The following is a 20538-nucleotide window of genomic DNA, read 5'->3' as shown; positions in this document are numbered from 1 at the left end:
CTCAATGGCCGTTCTGACGCCAAAAACCGTCTATGCTCCCGGCGTCATGCCGGCGAAGTCCCAGATCATTCAGCTTCTGGAACAGATCATGGGCTCATCCAGCGCGCCGTCCGTTGTGAAAGAGACCAAGGCCGCACTCGATCTCGTCACGCCTGCCAGCGAGACCTATGGCGGCCTGGTGCTTAATGACCCTGATGCAACCAAGAATGGCTACTATTATCGGTCCGCTGCAGTATGGGTGAAGGGTCGTGGCTTCCCCGACACATTTGCGGTCCTGACCAGCATCGGCGGCACGGCAAACGCCATCACAGCGTCGACCGAGGCGACGGTGAACCCGGCGGACGTATTGTGTGTTTTGCTGCCCGACCCACCGGGCACGAACTCGTCCAGCACCGTGACGCTCACGCTCAATGGCGGTTCCGCCGAGAACGTAAAGGCCGCCTCCGGAGCCAACCTGGCCATTGGTGACATCATCGATGGCGTCGGCACCCTGTTCTTCAAGGTGGGCAGCGAATGGCGTCAGTTGTTCTCGTCCGCCACCGGTGCGACCTTTGACCATCAGGGGGACTATGTCGCCCTGACTACTTACACTGAGGGTCAGGTGGTCACCGGCTCGGATGGCAAGTGGTATCAACTCAAGGACCCGTCTGCGACCGGCGACGATCCTGTCGGCAGTGTCACGGGAGCGTGGCTGCAGATTCTTGCGGCTGCGGCGGTAGCAGATGGGTCGGTTACCACGATCAAGATCGCAGACAGCGCTGTCACCGAGCCAAAACACGCGACCGGTGGCGTCTCGACCCGCGCACTTGCGGCTGGCGCTGCTACACTCGTCAAGATCGGTGATGATGCCAAGGCAGACTTCCGGCTTGTTGACCCGAACGGGCCGCGCATCCCGGTGGCCTATTACTCGGCCACGCAGGTGGAGATTACCGGCGTCCGCTCCATCGCTATGGGCGGCTTCCGGTTCAAGGGTCGGTATAAAGTTGGCCGGGCACCCGTCTTTGACATGCCCGCCTTCGATAGTGAAGAGCGACACATCATCGACCTCGGCAATGGGACGAGCACGGCAGGCGATCTCTTTGCTGAAGCCTGGCACGTTAAGTCGAACTGGTACGCCCAGTTTGCGGCGGCGAATGACGGCGATGCGACGGCTACACTTGGCTCAATGCCGTTTCTGCGCGTAGGTTCGATTGCAGGCAGCGTCGTCACTCTGAACCAAGGTGGAGAAAATCAGCGCTCCATCGCTGGTAAGACCTACCAGTTTGCTACCAATGCGCTAGTTGGAGCTGAAGTGCTGGTCATCACGGAAACACTGAACAGCCGCGCGAACGCCTTCTCGGGCCGCTTGACTACTGTCACGGCAAACACTGGAACGACAGTGACGCTGGCTGATGTTGGTGCGATGGCTGCGTATGACTATTTCCTGATCGCGCCGCCCGGTTTCGATCACTATTGCTATCTCAACGCCTGCTATATGGACACGGCGGAGGTGCGGAATATTGCGGACAGTGGCGACATCGTAAAGTCTAAGGGCATCTATCTCCTCGATCAAAGCACCAACGGGGACAAGTCCGCAGGCGTCTTCATGACTACGGGCGGCTATATCTCCCCACTGGCCACTCGGATATTGATGGATAGCTCAGCCACTCTTTCCACCTCGTCCACGGGCCAAGTTGCCGAGTATTTCGACATGGATGGGGGAAATCACGTGGAGTACACCGGTCTCTATCAGAAGAACTCCAGTGGTAACGAGTCCTATGTCTTTCCCGCTATCGATGTCGCCTTCTCATTCTACCCCCAGTTTGAATTCTCCACCGGGGGTAGTTTGCAGGCTAACCGCATCAACAGCCAACTCAATGTTACAGGCTGGTACGAAGGCTGATCAATCGATCAGCTCAATGAGCAGCCAAGACCACGGCTGAACGATGTAGCCACTGATCTGCATGCCATTCACGACCTTTGTGGCATCCCACGCTTTCGTCAACGCATTCGAAGTGTCCGCGATTTTCGAAGCGTCGAAGTCGTTGTCGAGTGATATGTGCACACCCTTGACCCGGCTATTGCCCGCCAAGAGGTGGCGAAGGTAGCGCTCGCTGTAAATGTTCAGAAAGTGAAACCCGCGGGGTTCTTCGTCTTCGAATTCAGCGCCATCCTCGCGCGGATCGACATGCTTTATGACGAAGCTGGTTTCGCCTATCAGGGTGCGGACTAACACCTGGCGACGGGCAATGCGGATCAACTCGGCTAATGGTTGAGCAACAGACGGGAGATGCAGCAAAACGTTACAGCACATGGCGACATCCACCGAGCGATCTTCCATTGGGAGATCAAAAATGTCGCCTTGTTTGAACTGGACGGAAGGATTGCCAGCAAACGCTTTTTGGCCAAGGTCAACATAGTACGGGGTTGCGTCAATCCCGCGATACTGGAAAGGCTCTGGGATAGCCTTTAGGAGGCTCACTAGGTAATGCCCCGCCCCGCAGCCTACGTCCGCAACCACATCGCCAGTGCGAACTAGTTTCTGCATTCGTGCGGCGGCGGCCTTGCTGCTCTCCATCTCGCCAAGCTCGCTGGTTGCGCGCTTGAAAAACAAGTCGCCATAGGCTTTGGCCCCCTCAGTTTCGGTCCAGGACTCGCGCCATTTTTCCTGCATTGTAAGCCTCTTATTTCCGTTCGGATGGCGCAGTCATAGATCACTGACACACAACTGGTCTAGCGAAAGTATTCGCGGGTTAATTCTGCGGTAGTATGCTACGGATTGCGTTTTGGAGGCGGTCACCAATGGTGGGCGGTAGATCAAGATATTCCCGGCCAAGACGGGTCAGCTGGTAAAATTCAAACGCTCCAGCCGCTCCGTCATCGGAGCGCTGGATGTATCCGGCCTCATATGCGGTGTCAGCCATCGGGCCAAGCGGGCATTCCTGGCCTTCTGGCCAAGAATACACTCCTTCCGAATGGACAACTTCAAGAACCTGCCGAATTGATTTCATACGCTCCGATCCCATGCGGTTGACCCGGTATTGATAGTCCGCACCCAAAACCTCATGCAAGGCGGTCCATCTGGGTCGCCTCTTTCTTAGGGGCTGAATGTGCGCATTAATCAGAGGGATCTTCGTCCGGCGGCGCGGCTAGCTCTTCGTACCCGCGTCGGAGCTTTCTCGATATCTTGATGCCGGCCTCGTCAATCAAATCGAGAATGATCCGGTTTTGCTCACGCAACAGGCGGAGGGCGTGAGGCACATCAGGATCCTCCCCGCCGTTTAGTGTCATCTCCAGCCTCGAAACGATCTCGCTGTTCATGGAGCGGCCGTTCTTGGCGGCCTCATCCTTGAGGCGCTCGCGCATGCCTTCGGGAAGCCGGACAATGAAACGGTCGGCGATGTCACTTGGGTAAGGCTTCTTGCTCATTTCGACAGAGCTAGCGGAAAATATGGCGACTTGGAATGATTACGAGTTGACGTCGATGCCGAGTCGGCATTACGCTGCGGCATCAACTCGGAATAGGAGTCGCGATGTACCCGAGCGATGAATTGCCCCGCATCATTGTGCGGATGCCGGCTGATCTGAAGCTTTGGCTGGAAAAGAAAGCGAGGCGGGAAGCTGCCTCTCAAAATACCCTGATCGTCCAGGCGCTTCGCCGGATGCAGGAGGAAGCAGCGGGGCGTGCGGCCTAGGAACCTGAGCCCCGCTGCAGACGACAAAGCCGCCCTGGCAGGCGGCCCCATCTATCACCAAGGTAGGAAAGGCTACCCAGATGAATGACCTAATCAATATCACGGGCAATGGCCCGGTCACAATGTCCAGCCGCGAAATCGCGGAGCTGGTCGAGAAGCGCCATGACAACGTCAAGCGCACCATCGAGACGTTGGTTGAGCGCGGCGTGATCCAACTTCCTCAAATTGAGGACGTTAAAAATCACCTCGGCCAGACGGTGCAGGAATATCGCATCGGGAAACGCGACAGTTACGTGATCGTCGCGCAGCTCTCGCCCGAGTTCACCGCCCGGCTGGTAGATCGGTGGCAGGAACTGGAGAATGCGCAACCGAAAGCCGATCCGGTCGCGCTGCTCAATGATCCGGCGGCGCTGCGTGGCCTACTGGGCAACTACGCCGAGCGGGTCGAAACGCTCCAGTCTCAGATCGAGGCCGATGCGCCGAAAGTCGCCTTCCACGATGATTTTGCCGAGAAGGATGGCCTCTACACGCTCCAGAACGCCGGGCGCATTATCACGGGCCGCCCGAACAAGTTCATTCAGGAGCTCAAGAAGCAGCATTTGTTCTATCAGGGCGGCGCGCTGGTGCCCTATGTCCGCTATCGCCAGCAGGGTCTCTTCGAAGTGAAGATCGAGCCGCAAGGCGACTACGTTCGCACCCAGACCTATATCACTCCGAAGGGGCTTCAGCATTTCGTCAAAAAGTTCGCAGGCAAATCCGCCCCTCCCGGCGCGGCGGTCGTTTCGGCGCTCAATGACTACCTTTCGGGGGCACACTGATGGGCGCGTTAGCACTTCAGGATCGGCGCGCTCCCGTCCAGTCAACCGAGCATCCTCCAGCCGCGGCGATGGTGATAGATGGCGAGATTGTCTTGGTTGATCTGGACGTCGGGCCTCTGTCGGGGCGAGAACCGTGCGTTGTGATCAGAGGGGACGGTACGATCGGGATCGAAACGCCTCGGAACAGCCTCAAGTTCTGGTGCACAGGGCGGCGTGGCGGCTATTACGACGTCTATGACAACCCAGAATCCAAGGATGGGCGGGCATCCGTTGCCTGTGTGATTGTGGGGAGGGTGATCTCATGAATGAATTTCACGAGATGGAGACACCAGTTTCCGATGCGGCGATGGCGGCGCAGATCTTGGCCAGTTTGTTTGAGGACGCGCACACCCGCTCCGCAACCAGAAACTCTGGGCAGATCGTCCTGAGCGATAACGAAGCCGAGATGATCAGTTTCATGATCTACGACGTCTGCCGGCGGACGCACGAAGTGCACAAGGTCTTTCAGTCGGCTGTGGATGCCGAGAAGCAGCCGGATACAGCAAAAGCCGCATGACATCGGTATGGCTATGTTGGCCATGCCTCAATCGACAAACAGGCGGTCCCTCTGGGCCGCCTCTTTCTTTTCCAACACATCGATAGGAGGCCATGATGGCCATCACCGGCAAGGTCTATGCGACCTGGCAGCAATTCCCCATGTCCGAATGGCGCTGGCCGAACTTCTCCCCGCAGGAGATGGCCAGCAAGCGGGAAGGGGAGTTGATGATCGATGAAGCGGCCATGGACAAGCTCCAGAAGCTCCGCAACATCCTCGGCAAGCCCCTGATCATTACATCAGCCTATCGTTCGGCTGCGCACAACAAGGCAGTGGGCGGAGCGACCCGTTCCCAGCACCGCCTGGCGCGGGCATTCGATGTGCGGATGGACAATCAAGACCCCTGGCATTTCGAGCAGGTGGCCCGCAGCGTCGGCTTTACCGGCTTTGGCCACTATCCAAAGTCCGGCTTCATGCACATCGACACCGGCCCGGCCCGACGCTGGAACGATGGCAGCGACTTCCCGCGGAAGAACGTCGCCACGCCGACATTCCCTACCGAGCCCAAGACCGAATCCATCATCGACAAGATCGGCAAGCCCGAGGTTATCATTCCGACCGTCGGCACCGGTCTGGGCGCGGCCGCTCCGCTCGCGCAGGGCAATGGTCCAGTCCAGTTCGCTCTTGCCGTCGGCATCGTGCTCGTCATCTGCGCCGGCATTGCCTGGTTCGTGATGAAGTCAGTCACGAGGCCTCGCGATGTTTGACTTCATCCTCTTCCTTCTCGGCATGGTGCCGCCCATCGTCTGGGTAGTGCTCGGGCTGACTGTTCTGGTGCTCGTGCAGTTCGTTTGGGGCTGGCGGGCTACCCTAGCCGCCGCCATCTCCCTTCTGCCGATCCTGGGCTATCTCTGGGGCCGGAAACGGCAAGCCGAGATCGATCAAGCCAAGCGCGACCGGGAAGCCCACGATCACGTCATCATCCGCCGCGATGTCGAGGAAGACGTGAAAGACCTTGGATCGCAGGACGTGGCCGAAGAACTTCGGAGGTGGAACCGTGTGGAAGACTAGTGCCCTCATCATCATGGCCCTGTTGCTGGCCGCGTGCAGCGCCACGGCCGGCAACTTCTGCCAGGTGTCGTCGCCCATCCGTCCATCGGCTTCTGACAGTCTCACGGAGGGCACGGCGCGACAGGTGCTGACCCACAATGAATACGGCGCCCGCGTCTGCGGATGGAGGCCCTGATGCTCTACCAACCACAGGGCGGCATCTGGATACGCATCCGCCACCGGTTCGGCCCCCGCATGACAGAATGGATGCTGGCGGCAATCACGGCGCTATGGGGAGCCGTTCTGTTGCTGCCGGCCGAGACGTTTACCGGCCAGGCATTCGAGTTGTTCCGGGCCGCGCGCATCAGCGAGAACCTCATGGGCACCGTCATGCTGTTCCTCGGCATCTTGCGTATCGCCGGTCTGGTGGTGAACGGTGCTCGTCGCGAGGTGACGCCTTGGATCAGGATGGTGTCGGCCGGATGCGGCTTCATGATCTTTGTGGGCATCAGCACCGCCTTCGCCCTTTCCGGCAGTGTCAGCACATGGCTTGCGGTCTATCCGGTCTTCGCCGGTATCGAGCTGGTCAACATCTATCGAGCAGCCCACGACGCCGGAGAAGGCAATGCAGTTCCCTGACCTGTCCCCTCTGCCCATCTGGGCCCAAGTTCTTGTTTATTCCATCTTCGCCGTAAGCCTTGCCGTCATTATCGGCATGGCGCGCCTTGGCTTAATCCAGGGCAAGAAGGCTGGTGCGTCCGAGCCTGGTAAGGCCGAAGTGGCGGCCATGGTGGTCGACTCTTCTGCCATCCGCGCGGCCACGGCCGCGGTTGAAGGCTTGACCGTTTCGATCACCTCTCTGGGGGTGGCGACCAAGGCGCTAGCAGAGCAGCAGAAGGCGACAGCCGACGAGCTCGACAGTGTTCGGGAGGAAATGCGCATCCATCGCGAGATCAGCCGACGGTCGTGAATTGACGGCTGGCCCTGCTCGTGACTGGCAGAATGGCGCGGAGGGTCAGGCTGTAGCCAAAAGTGTGTGCAAACACCCTCGGATTGCGCCGGTTTGGGTTGTTGCCAAAGGCGGGTGTGTGCAGCGATGTTGTGGGAAATCAGAGTTGAGGGCTGATTTGCAATCCGCTGCGTAACCACTCCGCCACGCGGCCTCTGGGCGCTGTACCTATTTGACGGCAATCGCTTATGCAATAGGTTGCGTGTTGCGCTGTGAATTTTGTGGCCGACACGGCAACGGCCACACCATCTCCCCACCACGCGTGTCCCGGAAGCCGGCGGGACAGGCAGTCAGTCGATGCAGTTCAAAGTAACCTCGGCCTACTACGACGAAACCAGCAAGTATCTCGTTTATACCGCAACCGGCGAGCGGAATGGGGCGCGGTATACCGTGTCCTCGCGTGTCAAATGTCTGAAAGCCCCAACCACGCCTGAGCGTTTGCATATGGTGGTCCTGCTGGCCCTGACAGACCAGTTCAAACGGCCCAGTCCCTCCGGTCGAAGGGAATAGCGCGGCAATGCGGGAACACCTGGCCCGCTCGGCAGTTTGCCCTCCAGAGCCGAAAGGAACCTGCAAATGGCCAAAAAGCATCAGGATGGAGAAGTTGCGCCCGAAGAGACCACGCCGGGCCAGCAACAGGACGACAACATCGACGATCTTGGTCGCCGCACGGACGGTGCTGAACTCGATCAACCAGTCGATCCCGAACCGGGCAAGGGTGAGAACGATTCGGGTGGCGTGTCGCCCAGGGATAAATAGGTCGACAGTCTTAGTGCCATGTCGGCAGTCTTCGTGCCATAGGGCGGACGGTTGCATTCGACCTGACGCAGGCATATTCACGCCCGGCATAGGGTAGCAGGAGGCCGGTCATGGCCATCATTGATTTTGGCGTGGCGCGCAAGGCTATGGTCGACACTCAGATTGCGGTGCACTCTGTGGTCGAGCCGCGGCTGCTTTCTGCGCTGCTGACGGTGCCGCGTGAGCACTTCGTTCCAGAGCGCCGAACATATCTGGCCTATAGCGATGCACCGCACGATATCGGTGGCGGGCGTCTGCTGTCCTCGCCGGTCACGTTTGCCCGCCTCGCTCAACTGGCCGCAATAAGGCCGGAAGATCGCGTCCTCGATTTCGGCTGCGGCAGCGGTTACTCATCTGCAATTTTCTCCAAACTCGCCAATCGGTAGTCGCCTACGAATCTGATAAAGACCTGGCAAGGATTGCCCGGCACAATCTGGATCAGGTGGACGCAAAGAGTGTGTCCGTCGTCACCGCGGAGGATGATGCGCTCTTGGCTGGATCATTTGATGCCATCGTGATCGAGGGTGCCGTTGTCGAGGCTCAAGGCCACTTTCTGGTCTGGCCATGGGTGGCCGATTGGTTGCAGTCGTTGGCGCCGGTATCGCCGGCGTTGCGACGGTCTGGGCCCGGACATCTGCGGGAGTTGTTTCTCGTTCCCACTTCAATGCGAAGTTGCCGGCGCTTCTGTTGAACAATGCGGCAGAAGAGTTCGTCTTTAGAGCGATATGTTGCGATCGGGTTACGTGCGGGCATGAAGATGCGATTAAAGTCCGGTAAGGATTGCTTGAGTCGGTTGTACACCTCATCTGCCGGGCGTATGGGTGATTGGGTCTGGAGGCGGGTTGATGAATAGTCTTGGTTTTTTGCGGGCAGGGGCCTGTGCTTTGTTACTGACGGTGTCGTCGGTCGGCGCTGCTCATGCCCAATCGATCAGCCAAGCTCTTGCTGCTGCCTACGATCATGCCCCCGACCTGCAATCTGCGTTGCTGGGTGCCAAAGCGCAGGCCGAGGGTATCGTCCAGGCTAAGGCGGGGATGTTGCCCACAATTGGCGCCTCGATCAGCGGCAGCCAGAGTGCGAGCCTAGTTGGTGGCAATTGGACTTCCGGCCAATCCCTGACCACCGGACTCTCCTACAATCAGACAATCTACGACAACAACCGGACAGCCGCCCGGGTTGAAGCGGCCCGTGCTGCTGCCGAGGTTGCCGAATACCAGATTCGCAATACCGAGCAGAACGTTCTGCTCCAGGTGGTGCAGGCCTATATGTCTGTGTTGAGCGGACGAGATCTGGTTTCTCTGCGACAGGAGAATATCAACTTCTTCCAGGCGCAATTGCAGTCCGCGCAGGACCGCCTCGATGTTGGCGAGGGAACGCGAATCGATGTCGCCCAGGCCCAGGCACGTCTGGCGCAGGGGCAAGCTGCATACCAAGCTGCAGTGAGCACGTTGCAGACCAGCGAGGCCACGTTCCAGCGCTTGGTTGGTCAACGGCCGCGGGGCCTGTCGACTGGCCACGGTTATTCAAATCTCATTCCGCGTTCGATCGATGCTGCTATTGCTGAGGCGGAAATTGGACATCCAGCCATTCTTCTGTCCAAGGCCAGCATTCGCGCCGCCCAGGCCGGCAGCGATGCAGCTGAAGCGGCCTTTGGCCCCACGGCGACGGTTTCTGCCTCGGTCGGCACGGGCTGGACAGGCCCCTCGGGCGGAGCCCAGGACGGCATTCGCGGTTCGCTTGGCTTCCAGATTAACATCCCGATCTACTCGGGCGGAGCCATCGGTTCCGGGGTGCGTCAGGCAAACTTGAACCAGATCAAGACTGAGATGGACGCGATGGGCGCCTATGACCAGGTTCGTGAGGCCGTGATTTCGGCCTGGACTGGTATCCAAAGCGCCGATGCGCAGATCAGCGCCGCGCAGGCCGCCGTGACAGCCAGTAATTCTGTGCTCGATGGGGTCATCCAGGAGCGCGATTTAGGCACCGCCACCACCCTCGATGTACTCAACGCCCAGGCGGATCTGACCAGTGCACGTGAGGCCCTGATCAACGCTTCCAACGGCAAAACGGTCGCGACCTTCTCACTCCTGAGCGCCATGGGGCGCCTGACGGCGCGCGATCTCGGCCTTCCGGTGCAGGTCAAGACGGCTGTCCCCTATACCCAGGCGGTCGAGGATGTCTGGCAGGAATTGCGCACCGTCGTCGAATAACGCGAACAGCCGATCGCAAAATGTTGTGGCCGGGCAAGTCCCGGCCACAACTTTTCGTGGAAGACCGTCACTTCCCGCCTTGGGGAGATTCCTATGTGGTCGCCATATGTTTAAGCTGATGGTTACGAATCAGGGTTGGCGGCTGCGGACGTTGACCCAGTCGGGCGCATGAGTAAGAGGCACTGATGAATAAGCCGGCACCCAAAGAACCGTCCATGGACGAAATCCTGTCGTCCATTCGACAGATTATCGCCGATGATGATGCAGCCGGTGCACCTCGCCGACCCTCTGCACAATCAGCGCCGCCGCCAATGCAGGCCGCTCCGGCGCGGCCGCTGGGCGAACAGGATGATCGTGACCTCAGCGACATGCTGGACGACATTGAGCCCTTGGCCCTGTCTCCGTCACAGATCGTCGAAGAAGGGGATGATGCGGAAGGGTTCAGCTTCGATGCTATCCTGGCTGACACCGAGGACGGGGAAGCCGAGGCACCCACGCTGGTGGAAGCAGAGGACGTGACCTTCGACGCGGAGGACGATCTTCCCAGCTTCGACCCGGCGCCCGCCAAAGCGCAGCCGGAGGAGTCCTCCGAACCCGTTGCGAAAGCTGCCCCTGCACCCGCTCCTCAACCAGATCCTGAACCGCACGCGATCCCCGAGCCCGAACCGGCAATGGAGGAACCTGCTGCGCGAGCTGAGGCACTGCCTGATCCGACGCTGACATCAGACATGGCGGACCAGCTTCTGGAGCCGGCCACCCGCGCGGCGGTTCGTGGCTCAATTGGCAAGCTCAGCGCTCTGGGCATCGGCAATCCCGGCCTCACCATAGAGGCGATGATGCGCGACATGCTGCGTCCCATGCTCAAGGAATGGCTCGACGAAAATCTGCCAGCGGTTGTCGAGCGCATGGTGGAAAAGGAGATCGCCCGCGTTTCGCGCGGCGAATGAAGCATTCCGGTCAGCCTTTATGTTGACCACGCACCCGGCATTTGCTTGAAGTCTGCCAACCTATTTCGGCCCGCCTAGGTCTTGCCTGGCGGGTCGCTGCTGTTCGCGAGTGACGTTTATGCTTGAAAAGACCTATGAGCCCGCCGCCGTCGAAAGCCGCATCTATGATGCCTGGCTGGAGACCAAGTCGTTTGAAGCGGGGGCAGGGGCCAAGCCCGGCGCGGAAACTTTCACCATCGTCATCCCGCCACCCAATGTCACCGGTTCACTCCATATCGGTCACGCGCTGAACAATACCATTCAGGATATCCTGGTTCGTTTCAACCGGATGCTGAAGAAGGATGTGCTTTGGCAGCCGGGCACCGACCATGCGGGCATCGCCACGCAGATGATCGTCGAACGACAGCTCTCTGAAAAGCAGCTCGACCGTCGCAGCATGGGCCGCGAAGCCTTCATCGACCGGGTCTGGGAGTGGAAAGCCGAGAGCGGCGGCACGATCATGAATCAGCTCAAGCGCCTCGGCGCGTCGGCTGATTTCAGCCGCGAAAAGTTCACCATGGGCGATCGCGGCCAACCTGACGACCAGATGGTCCGCGCCGTCACCAAGGTGTTCGTCGAATTGCATAAGCGCGGCCTGATCTACCGTGCCAAGCGCCTGGTTAACTGGCATCCCGGCCTCGAAACCGCCATTTCCGATCTGGAAGTCGAGAACATCGAGGTCAAGGGCCATATGTGGCACTTGCGCTATCCGCTAGCCGATGGCGTCACCTACGAGTTCCCAGTCAAGGACGAAGAGGGTAATGTCACGGGCACCGAAACCCGTGATTACATCATCGTTGCCACCACGCGCCCCGAAACCATGCTGGGTGACGTCGCCGTTGCCGTGCATCCGGAGGACGAGCGTTATGCAGGTCTGGTCGGCAAGTTCGTTGAGCTGCCGCTGGTGGGCCGCCGTATTCCGGTTGTTGCCGATGAATATGCGGACCCAACGTTGGGCACCGGCGCGGTGAAAATCACACCCGCGCATGACTTCAACGACTTTGAAGTCGGCACGCGTGCCGGCGTCGAGCCGATCAATGTCTTCACCACCCGTGGCGCCATCATCGATGCCGATTTGATCCCCGCGAAGTATCGTGGCATGGATCGCTTCGAGGCCCGCAAGGCCATCGTCGCAGACCTCGCCGCCATGGCCGAGGAAAGCGAGACCCGTGGTCTCAGCCACATCGAAGACAAGAAGATCATGGTGCCGCATGACGAAAAGTCCAAGCTCGTCGTGATCGAGCCCTTCCTGACCGACCAATGGTGGGTCAAGGCCGATGTGCTGGCACAGCCGGCGCTGGCCTCGGTGCGCGAGGGCCGCACCAAATTCGTGCCCCAACAATACGAAAACACCTATTTCGCCTGGCTCGAGAACATCAAGCCCTGGTGCATTTCGCGCCAGCTCTGGTGGGGTCACCAGATCCCGGCATGGTATGGCCCTGACAACGAGGCATTCGTCGCCTATGACGAGAACGAGGCCCTGGCCGCCGCTGAAAAGCACTATGGCAAGCCAGTTGAACTGACCCGAGATCCGGACGTGCTGGACACCTGGTTCTCCTCCGCCCTCTGGCCGTTCTCGACCTTGGGCTGGCCCGACGAGACCCCCGAACTCAAACGTTATTACCCCACCGACGTCCTCGTTACCGGCTTTGATATCATCTTCTTCTGGGTTGCCCGCATGATGATGATGGGGCTCGAATTCCTCGACAAGGAACCCTTCCACACCGTCTACATGCACGCCCTGGTCCGTGACGAAAAGGGCCAGAAGATGAGCAAGACCAAGGGGAACGTCATCGACCCCCTCAAGCTTGTCGACGAGTACGGTGCAGACGCTACCCGTTTCACTCTGGCCGCCATGGCTGCGCAGGGCCGCGACCTCAAGCTCGCCATTAGCCGGGTGGAAGGCTACCGCAACTTCGTCACCAAGCTCTGGAACGCCGCGCGCTTCCTGGAGATGAACGAATGCCGCCGTGTTGACGGCTATGACCCGAAAGCCAACAGGCTGCCGCTCAATCGCTGGATCGTCGGTGCCACCGCCCGCGCCTTGGCCTCCGTGCGCACTGGCATCGAGGATTATAAATTCAACGAAGCCGCCAACAGCGCCTACGATTTCGTCTGGGGCACCTTCTGCGATTGGTATGTCGAATTCGCCAAGCCCGTCTTCATGGGCGAGGACGAGGCGGCCAAGGCCGAGACCCGCGCCACTGCGGCCTGGGCGCTCGACCAAATCCTGATCATGCTCCATCCCATGATGCCCTTTGTCACCGAAGAGCTTTGGGCCGAAACCGGCAAGTTCGGGCCGGCGCGCGAAGGCATGCTGATCACCACTGAATGGCCCGACCTGTCAGGCCATGAGGATGCGGAGTCCGACGCCGAATTGGCGTGGCTGATCGACGTCATCTCCAATGTCCGCTCGGTGCGGGCTGAGATGAACGTGCCTGCCGGTGCCAAGCTGCAAATGGTCGTCACCGGGGCAGGGGAGCAGACACTGTCTCGTCTCGTCGCGGGCACTTCGCTGATCTCCCGCCTGGCCCGTCTCGATCAAATCTCTCCGCAAAGCGAAGTGCCAGGCGAGTCTGCGCAGTTCGTTGTTGGCGATTCCACATTTGCCTTGCCGCTGGCCGGTGTCATCGACATTGCGGTCGAAAAGGCTCGCCTTGAGAAGGAAGTTGGCAAGCTCGATGGCGAAATCGCCCAGATCGACAAGAAGCTGGGTAATGAGCAATTCGTGGCCAAGGCCCCCGAGGAAGTCATCGAGGAGCAAAAAACGCGCCGCGAGACGGCCATAGAGCGCCGCGCCAAGATTCTCGACGCTCTGAAGCGCCTGAGCTGAACGAGGCAGAACCATGACATCGACACCCACTCCCGACATTTCGGCGCAAAAGCCCGTGTCGGAAGTGGGAACCTTGTTGGTCTTTGACGGCAAGGGCGGCGCCGTGCACGTCCAGGCGAGTGCCGCGGCCGCAGATCCGCCGCCAGGCGGGTTTGTCGTCGTCGCTGGCAATGCCCGATCTCCGGACTTCAAGATATGGCTGCGCAATGAACTGGGAGAATTCAGTGCCGGCCTGCTGACCGCCACCAGTTCCAGGGCGCGCTGTACGGTTTTGGATCACCAGGCCCTGTTCATGTTCAGGGTTGTTCGCCCCGGCGCAGCGCCTGAAGACGTGGGCCGCCAGATCATGACCCTGTTGCTCGAGGGCGGCCGGGTGATCATTGCATCCGAAATCAGCATCGTTGACCTGCTCGGCATGGCCGGGGCAGAACAATCGCGCCATGCGCCTGTCTCGCCGGCGGATCTGGTTGCGCGCTTGTCCTTGAAGGTAACCGATCGCCTTGAGCCGTTAATCGAAGTTCTGGGCGATCGATTGGACGAGATCGAGGAGACACTGATCACCCACCGCACCGAACGGGCGCAGGACCGCCTTGAACAATTGCGGCGCACCCTGATCAGTATCCGTCGCCTGGTTTGGCCGCAGCGAGACGCACTCAGTGCGTTGGAAATGGCCGACCTGCCGTTCCTGTCTGATCGTGACAGGCTGCGGCTGCGCGAAGCGTCGCTGCGCACCGCCCGGATTGGTGATGAACTGCAGTCGCTCTCCGAGCGCGCCGTGCTTGTGCACGAAGAGATCATCGATGAGCGCTCCGAGCAGATGAACCACACCATGCTGCTGCTAGCGGCGGTAACCGTGGTTTTCTCGCCATTGACCCTGATCACCGGTCTCCTGGGTATGAATGTCGCCGGCATACCTTTCGCAGACAATGCGGGTGCCTTCTGGCTGGTGTGTGCCGGCTTGGTTGCGGTCCTTGGTGGCATTGTGTGGTGGATGCGCAGGCGCCATTTGTTCTAGGCGCCCGCGCATCGGGGTCAGAAGCGGCCCTGCAGGCTGTGCAGGTCTGCATAAACGCCGCCGCGGGCCATCAGGGCGTCATGTGTTCCTTCCTCGACAATGCCGTCACGTGTCAGCACCAATATGCGGTGGGCTTGACGTATGGTGGAAAGGCGGTGGGCGATCACGATGGTCGTGCGTCCACTGGCCAGCGAGAGCAGTGAGTTCTGGATAGCCCGTTCGCTTTCATTGTCGATGGCACTGGTGGCTTCGTCGAAGATGAGCACCGGCGGGTTTTTTAGGAAGGCCCGGGCAATCGTCAGGCGCTGCTTTTGCCCACCGGAAAGCTTGACGCCCCTTTGGCCGATATCCGTATCGTAGCCGTTTGGAAGCCTCAGGATGAAATCATGCGCATTGGCTGCATGTGCGGCAGCCTCGATGTCATCCCGCGATGCTCCCGGCCGGCCATAACGCAGGTTTTCCGCGACCGTGCCACTGAACAGATAGACGTCCTGCTGCACCACACCCACATTGCGGCGCAGCGATGCCAGCGTCACGTCACGAATGTCCTGTCCATCCAGCGTGACCTTGCCAGTATCGACCTCGTAGAAGCGCGGAACCAGGCTGCATAAGGTACTCTTGCCCACGCCGGAGGGTCCCACAAGGGCAACGAACTCCCCCGGCTCGATGCGCAGCGACACGCCTTCGAGCACCTTTGGCCCATCTGCCTCATAGCGGAACCCGACACTTTCAAAGGCAATCGCCCCGGAAACCGCCTGCAATGGACGCGCCTTCGGGCGGTCGGCGATATCGGGTTGCTCTTCGAGCAATTCCATGGCCCGGACAAAGCCGGTGTAGCCCTCCTGCCAGAGGCGGATGAAATTGTCGAAACGCTTCAGCGGATCGAGCAGGACGCCCACACAAAGCAACAGGGTCAGCAACCCTGCTGCATTCATCTCCCCTGCCAGTATGCGCATTGCCCCGAGCACGATGACGACAATCGTCACCAGTTGTGCGAAGGCATCCATGCCGCTCCAGAGCAGGGCCTCGCTGCGATACCCCTCAGACCGGGACTTCAGGAACCGGGCGTTTTCGGCGTTGAAGCGGATCATTTCGGCCTTTTCATTGGCAAAGGACTGAACGACCCGAATACCCCCAAGGGCATCCTCGACCCGCTCATTGACACCGGCTATACGCTCCTTGGCCGTCTGCATGGCCACATTCATGCGCCAGTTGAAGTACAAGGCGTAACCTATTGCGAACGGTACCAAGCTGGTAACTGCGATGGCGACCACTGGGTCGATCCAGACAAGCACCGCCAGAGCGCCGGCGAACTTGAGCAGGCTGATCGCGAGATCCTCCGGGCCGTGGTGAAACAGCTCACCCAGCCAGAGAGAGTCATTGGTGATGCGGCTCATTAACTGCCCGGTTCGTTGCCGGTCATAGAAACCGAAGGACAGTTTCTGGCAGTGCTCGAACAGCTCGCTACGCACCTGCGCCTCGATGCGGGCCCCCATCACGTGACCACGATAGTCCACGAAATAGGTGGCCAGGGCCTGCACGGCGAAAATAGCCAGCAAGATGCTGCCCAGCCACAGCAATCCCTCGACGGAGTCAGGTGAACTTGTCAGCTCCGGAAGCTGGGTGACAATGTGATTGGCAATCAACGGCAAGGCAATTGCCGTAGCTGACACCAGCACCGCACAGGCGAGCACTGCCGCGAGCAGCGGCAGGTGCGGCCGATAGTAGGTGAGAAAGCGCCGCCAACGGGCGCGGCTTCTGGCCGACGCCTCCCGGTCGCGGAACCGAAAGAGGGAAAGGGCGCTAGGACGTTTTGTGGCGCGTGCTGACCCAGACGAGAATTTGAGAGACATGAACGATGGTGTCCTGTTTCAGACCAAGGGTTTTCCGGTTGAACAGGATCGTTTTCATCACTCTCTCCCAAATCGGGTTGCGCTCGGAACTATGTCCGCAACTTCAATTGCGCGCAATGTGAACGCCGCCTCTAGCCTGCCTCTGTGACGATTCCGCAACAGCGCCATCGATTCAGAATACGGAAATCTCACATCAACGGTTTGGCGATGTTTCCCGCCACAATCTGACCCTAAAGCAGGTCGCATGGCATTCGGGGGCGGATGCAGGCACGATGGCAAGGCTGGATGAATGGCTGTCGCATGTGCCTGGTTCCTCCTGGGACGAGATTGATCGGTTGGCGCAAAGCGCCAGAAATGGTGGCGATGAACACCCATTTGTGCGGCATGGTTTGCTTCTGGTCCTTTGCGCGGACGATGTCCGTCGCTGGCCAGAAACGTCGTTGTGATGGGATGGGCTGAATGCGGTCACAAAGCGCGTTTACGACTTGTTCAGACTTTGCTTTGCCTGGTCGTCGCTACCGGGCAAGATCACCGATGTTGATAGGCGGTCAGGTCAATCAGCCCCCCGCCTGTGCGGACCCGGCGGTTCGGGGATCGCATGTTGATTACGCTCGTATCCCTGCGGGCGAAAGGAGAGTTATGCGCACCACTTGGGACAAGTCCCTTGCCTGCGCCGTGTCCGGAGCGTTGCTGGCCCTGTGTCTGGCCGCGCCCGCTTCTGCCCAGACGGCCGCCGAGGCGGCGCAGAATTTTGCGCATACGCTCGACGGCAGTGGCGCCTTCGTGTCCAACGACACCTATCTGTCCGCCCTTGAAAGCGACGCGGCCGCTGGACGGCCGCTGGCGCTCTGGCAATTGGGCACCATGTATGAGAATGGCGAGGGCGTCGACAAGGACCCGGTCAAGGCCTTCGGCTATTTCGCCCAGATTGCTAACCAGCACGCCGACACCTCGCCCCGCGGGCTCGAGGCCGACATTGTTGCCAACTCGTTTGTGAAGCTTGGGGAATATTTCCGCATCGGAGTGCCCGAGGCCGGCGTGTCCCAGAACCCGGCTGAATATCATCGCATGCTGATGCATGCCGCCACTTATTTCGGTGACGCCGAGGCGCAGTATCGTATCGGCCTGCTCTACCAGCAGGAAGAAGGTTTGGGCCTTAGCCCCATGCTCTCTGCCCGCTGGCTACAATCCGCCGCCCATAAGGGCCACTGTCTCGCGCAGGCGCAACTTGGCAATCTGCTGTTCAACGGCATGGACAACTATCCGCCCCGGCCCGCCGAGGGGCTGATGTGGCTCAACTTCGCGCGCACGACATGTCTTGGCACGTCCGACCTCGCCTTGGCCGATGAGTTGTTGAGCAGCGCCATGTCAATCGCGACCCCCGAAACCCGGGCCGCTGCGCTGGAAATGTCCAATTCGGGCGTCGCGATCAGCGCCCAGTTCTGATGCGTCAGAAGCTGAAGGCGCCCTCCACCGGCACGTGATCGCTGGGCTTGTCCCAGCCACGGACATCTTTGTGTACCACCACGTCGTCCAGCCGGTCCGCGGCTTGGGGCGACAGCATCAAGTGGTCGATGCGGATGCCGGCATTGCGCCGCCATGCTCCAGCCTGGAAGTCCCAAAACGTAAAGGCCTCCTCGGCGGTGACGGCCCGTAGGGCATCGGTCATGCCCATGTTCCTCAGGATGCGGAATTTTTCGAGACTCTCGGGCCGGTAGAGCGCATCACCCCACCAGGCATCTGGATCATGGGCGTCTATGGGGGCAGGGATGAGGTTGAAGTCCCCCATGAGAATGAATGGTTCTTCCAGCGCCAGGCGGCCTTCCACAAAGCCGTTGAGGCGATCCATCCAAGCCAGCTTGTAAGGGAATTTTTCCGTATCCACTGGGTTACCATTGGGCAAGTAGATATTGCACACGCGCACCACGCCGCCATCGAGCGAGAACACCCCCTCGATCAGGCGCGCCTGCTCGTCCTCGTCATTGCCCGGCAAACCGCGATGCACCTCGTCGAACGGCAGCTTGGAGAGCAATGCCACGCCATTCCAGCTCTTCTGGCCGTGGGTTTCCACATTGTAGCCCAGCGCCTCGAACTCGGCTTTCGGAAAGCCCTCGTCAACGGTCTTGATTTCCTGCAGGCCGACAATGTCGGGCTTTTCCTCCTCCAGCCAGCGCAGCACCAGTTCGAGCCGGGCCTTGATGCCGTTGATGTTCCAGGTCGCAATACGCAGGGTCATGGCAGGCCTCAGGTCAATTCGGAGTAGACGGCGGCGATGATATCCTTGGGATAGCGCCCCGTGCACCCCTCAACAGCCGTATTGCTCATTGAAATGATGCTCAGCCCATTGACCGGGTCGATGAGCCATGAGTGCCCGTAGACGCCGCCCCAATTGACGGTCCCCTTGGCCGACGGCACGCCGGCGGCCACGGGATCTTCCACGATAGCGCCCAAATAGCCGAAACTTTGTCCCGGATCCCGTTCAATCGAGCCAATCTGGTTGGAAAACGCGCGAGCCACGGTCTCCTGTCGCACAACGCCACCGCCTCCATTGCGCATGGCTTCAAGGAACCGGATGATATCTGCGGGCGTACCGGCCATTCCCGCCCCGCCCGACTGAAACGCCGTTGGGCTGAATATCCGCGATGGCGAGAACATGAGTGTGCCGTTATCGCCCACGATGGGCTGCGGGTCGCTCATCGGCATCGGCGGCGCCCCATCGGCGTAGGGCTTGGCCAGCCTGCTCCGGTCAGCAACAAAAAAGCCGGTCTCCGACATGCCGAGTGGGCCAGTAACATACGTCCGGACCGCGTCCTCCAGTGTGCCACCATGGACTTGTGCCAGGACAGCCCCCAGCACGTCGATTGCCACCGAATAGCGCCAGGCCGTTCCAGGCGCGTATTCCAGAGGATGTTGCGCGACCCGTGCGAAATTTTCTTTGAGGCTCTGCTCGGTTGCGCCAAGACCGGTAGATATTGCCGGATCATCTGGGTAGTTGTACGCGAGCCCCGCCGTGTGGGTCAGCAGATGGTGAATGGTGATCTCGGCAGCACTGCCGTCCTTGAGACGAGGAGAAAACCAGGGAATGTGCTGGCTTACCCGATCGTCCAGACTGACCAATCCCCTGTCTGCCATCGCAAGCGCCGCCGCTGCAACGATGGGCTTGGTGACCGAAGCCAGCCGGTAGATCGCGTTGTCGATCATCGGCTGCCCGGCCTCACGGTCGAACCAACCTGCGCTGCGCTGATAGGCAACGTCCCCGTGACGGGTAACAATCAATTCCGCACCCACAATCTTCCCTTCGGAGATTGCGGCGTCCATCACGGCATCGACGCGGCTGGTCATGACTTCGATTCCTCCTGATCTGGCCGGACCTTACTGTCCGGGACCTGGGAGGTGAAGCTTAGACCGCAAAACTCGTGCCGCAGCCGCAAGAGGCGACGGCATTGGGGTTCTTGACCTGGAACGATTGACCGATCAGGTCGTCGACAAAGTCGATTTCGGCCCCGCCCATGAACTCAAGGCTCATGGAATCGATCAGCACCGTGGCATCGCCCTTTTGCAGGACCAGATCGTCATCGCCCGGAGTGTCCTGCACCAGATTGTATTCGTACTGGAAGCCCGAGCAGCCGCCACCGGCCACAGATATGCGGAGCACCGTGCCTGGCGCTTCCTTGGAAAGGATGCGCGACACACGCTTGGCGGCGCGGTCCGAAAGGGTTACGGCAGGGGCATCGGCAAGTGCGGCGTCGGTCATGGG

General features: G+C 60.0%; 21 protein-coding genes. 15 read left to right on the top strand and 6 right to left on the bottom strand.

What is annotated here, in order from left to right; genetic code table 11:
• Positions 1-4: 4 nt before the first annotated feature.
• The gene (locus ACE4RL_RS13080; RefSeq protein ID WP_375597564.1) at positions 5-1882 is read left to right on the top strand and encodes a hypothetical protein; all 1878 of its coding nucleotides are present in this window, start codon (positions 5-7) and stop codon (positions 1880-1882) included.
• Here ACE4RL_RS13080 and ACE4RL_RS13075 read toward each other — a convergent pair whose 3' ends face one another.
• A complete protein-coding gene (locus tag ACE4RL_RS13075) occupies positions 1883-2653 on the bottom strand; it encodes a class I SAM-dependent methyltransferase (protein ID WP_375597563.1) in 771 nt (256 codons plus the stop codon).
• A 443-nt stretch (positions 2654-3096) separates the two neighbouring features.
• On the bottom strand, positions 3097-3408 hold the full coding sequence (locus ACE4RL_RS13070; protein ID WP_375597562.1) for an Arc family DNA-binding protein: 312 nt from the start codon (positions 3406-3408) through the stop codon (positions 3097-3099).
• A gap of 388 nt (positions 3409-3796) precedes the next feature.
• On the opposite strand from ACE4RL_RS13070, the gene ACE4RL_RS13065 reads away from it, so the two are divergent.
• The 13 genes from ACE4RL_RS13065 to ACE4RL_RS13005 all read left to right on the top strand — a co-directional run bounded on the left by ACE4RL_RS13065 (position 3797) and on the right by ACE4RL_RS13005 (position 14928).
• Complete coding sequence (locus tag ACE4RL_RS13065; protein ID WP_375597561.1) at positions 3797-4492, top strand: phage antirepressor KilAC domain-containing protein; 696 nt, start codon at positions 3797-3799, stop codon at positions 4490-4492.
• Between the two features lie 301 nt (positions 4493-4793).
• Positions 4794-5048: a hypothetical protein gene (locus tag ACE4RL_RS13060; protein WP_375597560.1), complete on the top strand. Its 255-nt coding sequence runs from the start codon at positions 4794-4796 to the stop codon at positions 5046-5048.
• 95 nt (positions 5049-5143) lie between these two features.
• Positions 5144-5794 carry a YcbK family protein gene (locus ACE4RL_RS13055; RefSeq protein WP_375597559.1) on the top strand — a complete coding sequence of 217 codons (651 nt, stop codon included), beginning with the start codon at positions 5144-5146 and terminating at the stop codon, positions 5792-5794.
• Positions 5787-6098, top strand: a complete 312-nt coding sequence (locus tag ACE4RL_RS13050; protein ID WP_375597558.1) for a hypothetical protein — start codon at positions 5787-5789, stop codon at positions 6096-6098. The genes ACE4RL_RS13055 and ACE4RL_RS13050 overlap by 8 nt, the downstream gene beginning before the upstream one ends.
• A 174-nt stretch (positions 6099-6272) precedes the next feature.
• Positions 6273-6716: a hypothetical protein gene (locus ACE4RL_RS13045; protein WP_375597557.1), complete on the top strand. Its 444-nt coding sequence runs from the start codon at positions 6273-6275 to the stop codon at positions 6714-6716.
• Positions 6703-7047 (top strand): hypothetical protein, encoded by a 345-nt coding sequence (locus tag ACE4RL_RS13040; RefSeq protein ID WP_375597556.1) that lies wholly within the window; start codon positions 6703-6705, stop codon positions 7045-7047. Before ACE4RL_RS13045 ends, ACE4RL_RS13040 begins: the two co-directional genes overlap by 14 nt.
• 336 nt (positions 7048-7383) lie before the next feature.
• Entirely contained in the window at positions 7384-7596 is a 213-nt protein-coding gene (locus ACE4RL_RS13035) for a hypothetical protein (RefSeq protein WP_375597555.1), read from the top strand.
• Positions 7597-7662: 66 nt separating this feature from the next.
• Positions 7663-7845, top strand: a complete 183-nt coding sequence (locus ACE4RL_RS13030; protein ID WP_375597554.1) for a hypothetical protein — start codon at positions 7663-7665, stop codon at positions 7843-7845.
• Between the two features lie 110 nt (positions 7846-7955).
• Positions 7956-8270, top strand: a complete 315-nt coding sequence (locus ACE4RL_RS13025) for a protein-L-isoaspartate O-methyltransferase (RefSeq protein ID WP_375597553.1) — start codon at positions 7956-7958, stop codon at positions 8268-8270.
• Between the two features lie 459 nt (positions 8271-8729).
• On the top strand, positions 8730-10094 hold the full coding sequence (locus ACE4RL_RS13020) for a TolC family outer membrane protein (RefSeq protein WP_375597552.1): 1365 nt from the start codon (positions 8730-8732) through the stop codon (positions 10092-10094).
• 185 nt (positions 10095-10279) lie between these two features.
• Positions 10280-11041, top strand: coding sequence for a DUF2497 domain-containing protein (locus ACE4RL_RS13015; protein WP_375597551.1), 762 nt, complete (start codon positions 10280-10282; stop codon positions 11039-11041).
• A gap of 118 nt (positions 11042-11159) precedes the next feature.
• Positions 11160-13913: a valine--tRNA ligase gene (locus tag ACE4RL_RS13010; protein WP_375597550.1), complete on the top strand. Its 2754-nt coding sequence runs from the start codon at positions 11160-11162 to the stop codon at positions 13911-13913.
• Between the two features lie 13 nt (positions 13914-13926).
• Positions 13927-14928 carry a CorA family divalent cation transporter gene (locus ACE4RL_RS13005; protein WP_375597549.1) on the top strand — a complete coding sequence of 334 codons (1002 nt, stop codon included), beginning with the start codon at positions 13927-13929 and terminating at the stop codon, positions 14926-14928.
• Positions 14929-14945: 17 nt separating this feature from the next.
• Here ACE4RL_RS13005 and ACE4RL_RS13000 read toward each other — a convergent pair whose 3' ends face one another.
• On the bottom strand, positions 14946-16781 hold the full coding sequence (locus ACE4RL_RS13000) for an ABC transporter ATP-binding protein (protein ID WP_375597548.1): 1836 nt from the start codon (positions 16779-16781) through the stop codon (positions 14946-14948).
• Between the two features lie 639 nt (positions 16782-17420).
• Between ACE4RL_RS13000 and ACE4RL_RS12995 the strand changes: the two genes are divergently transcribed.
• On the top strand, positions 17421-18227 hold the full coding sequence (locus ACE4RL_RS12995) for a tetratricopeptide repeat protein (RefSeq protein WP_375597547.1): 807 nt from the start codon (positions 17421-17423) through the stop codon (positions 18225-18227).
• 4 nt (positions 18228-18231) lie between these two features.
• On the opposite strand, the gene xth is transcribed toward ACE4RL_RS12995, so the two are convergent.
• Genes xth through ACE4RL_RS12980 form a run of 3 tightly spaced genes read right to left on the bottom strand, consistent with a single transcriptional unit; the run spans position 18232 to position 20535 of the window.
• A complete protein-coding gene (gene xth, locus ACE4RL_RS12990) occupies positions 18232-19011 on the bottom strand; it encodes an exodeoxyribonuclease III (protein WP_375600281.1) in 780 nt (259 codons plus the stop codon).
• 14 nt (positions 19012-19025) lie between these two features.
• Positions 19026-20123, bottom strand: coding sequence for a serine hydrolase domain-containing protein (locus ACE4RL_RS12985; protein ID WP_375597546.1), 1098 nt, complete (start codon positions 20121-20123; stop codon positions 19026-19028).
• 58 nt (positions 20124-20181) lie between these two features.
• Entirely contained in the window at positions 20182-20535 is a 354-nt protein-coding gene (locus ACE4RL_RS12980) for a HesB/IscA family protein (protein WP_375597545.1), read from the bottom strand.
• Positions 20536-20538 lie beyond the last annotated feature (3 nt).

Origin of the sequence: Devosia polycyclovorans, from assembly GCF_042181575.1 — a bacterium.
Classification (GTDB): domain Bacteria; phylum Pseudomonadota; class Alphaproteobacteria; order Rhizobiales; family Devosiaceae; genus Devosia; species Devosia polycyclovorans.
This window is presented reverse-complemented; position numbering and strand designations above follow the sequence as displayed.

Coding starts and splice junctions, on each gene's coding strand:
- ACE4RL_RS13070 (WP_375597562.1), bottom strand. CDS start 3,408: ATGAGCAAGAAGCCTTACCCAAGTGACATCGCCGACCGTTTCATTGTC.
- ACE4RL_RS13005 (WP_375597549.1), top strand. CDS start 13,927: ATGACATCGACACCCACTCCCGACATTTCGGCGCAAAAGCCCGTGTCG.
- ACE4RL_RS13055 (WP_375597559.1), top strand. CDS start 5,144: ATGGCCATCACCGGCAAGGTCTATGCGACCTGGCAGCAATTCCCCATG.
- ACE4RL_RS13020 (WP_375597552.1), top strand. CDS start 8,730: ATGAATAGTCTTGGTTTTTTGCGGGCAGGGGCCTGTGCTTTGTTACTG.
- ACE4RL_RS12980 (WP_375597545.1), bottom strand. CDS start 20,535: ATGACCGACGCCGCACTTGCCGATGCCCCTGCCGTAACCCTTTCGGAC.
- ACE4RL_RS13035 (WP_375597555.1), top strand. CDS start 7,384: ATGCAGTTCAAAGTAACCTCGGCCTACTACGACGAAACCAGCAAGTAT.
- ACE4RL_RS13000 (WP_375597548.1), bottom strand. CDS start 16,781: ATGTCTCTCAAATTCTCGTCTGGGTCAGCACGCGCCACAAAACGTCCT.
- ACE4RL_RS13025 (WP_375597553.1), top strand. CDS start 7,956: ATGGCCATCATTGATTTTGGCGTGGCGCGCAAGGCTATGGTCGACACT.
- ACE4RL_RS13065 (WP_375597561.1), top strand. CDS start 3,797: ATGTCCAGCCGCGAAATCGCGGAGCTGGTCGAGAAGCGCCATGACAAC.
- ACE4RL_RS13080 (WP_375597564.1), top strand. CDS start 5: ATGGCCGTTCTGACGCCAAAAACCGTCTATGCTCCCGGCGTCATGCCG.
- ACE4RL_RS13045 (WP_375597557.1), top strand. CDS start 6,273: ATGCTCTACCAACCACAGGGCGGCATCTGGATACGCATCCGCCACCGG.
- ACE4RL_RS13075 (WP_375597563.1), bottom strand. CDS start 2,653: ATGCAGGAAAAATGGCGCGAGTCCTGGACCGAAACTGAGGGGGCCAAA.
- ACE4RL_RS13040 (WP_375597556.1), top strand. CDS start 6,703: ATGCAGTTCCCTGACCTGTCCCCTCTGCCCATCTGGGCCCAAGTTCTT.
- ACE4RL_RS13050 (WP_375597558.1), top strand. CDS start 5,787: ATGTTTGACTTCATCCTCTTCCTTCTCGGCATGGTGCCGCCCATCGTC.
- ACE4RL_RS13015 (WP_375597551.1), top strand. CDS start 10,280: ATGAATAAGCCGGCACCCAAAGAACCGTCCATGGACGAAATCCTGTCG.
- ACE4RL_RS13010 (WP_375597550.1), top strand. CDS start 11,160: ATGCTTGAAAAGACCTATGAGCCCGCCGCCGTCGAAAGCCGCATCTAT.
- ACE4RL_RS13060 (WP_375597560.1), top strand. CDS start 4,794: ATGAATGAATTTCACGAGATGGAGACACCAGTTTCCGATGCGGCGATG.
- ACE4RL_RS12995 (WP_375597547.1), top strand. CDS start 17,421: ATGCGCACCACTTGGGACAAGTCCCTTGCCTGCGCCGTGTCCGGAGCG.
- ACE4RL_RS13030 (WP_375597554.1), top strand. CDS start 7,663: ATGGCCAAAAAGCATCAGGATGGAGAAGTTGCGCCCGAAGAGACCACG.
- ACE4RL_RS12985 (WP_375597546.1), bottom strand. CDS start 20,123: ATGACCAGCCGCGTCGATGCCGTGATGGACGCCGCAATCTCCGAAGGG.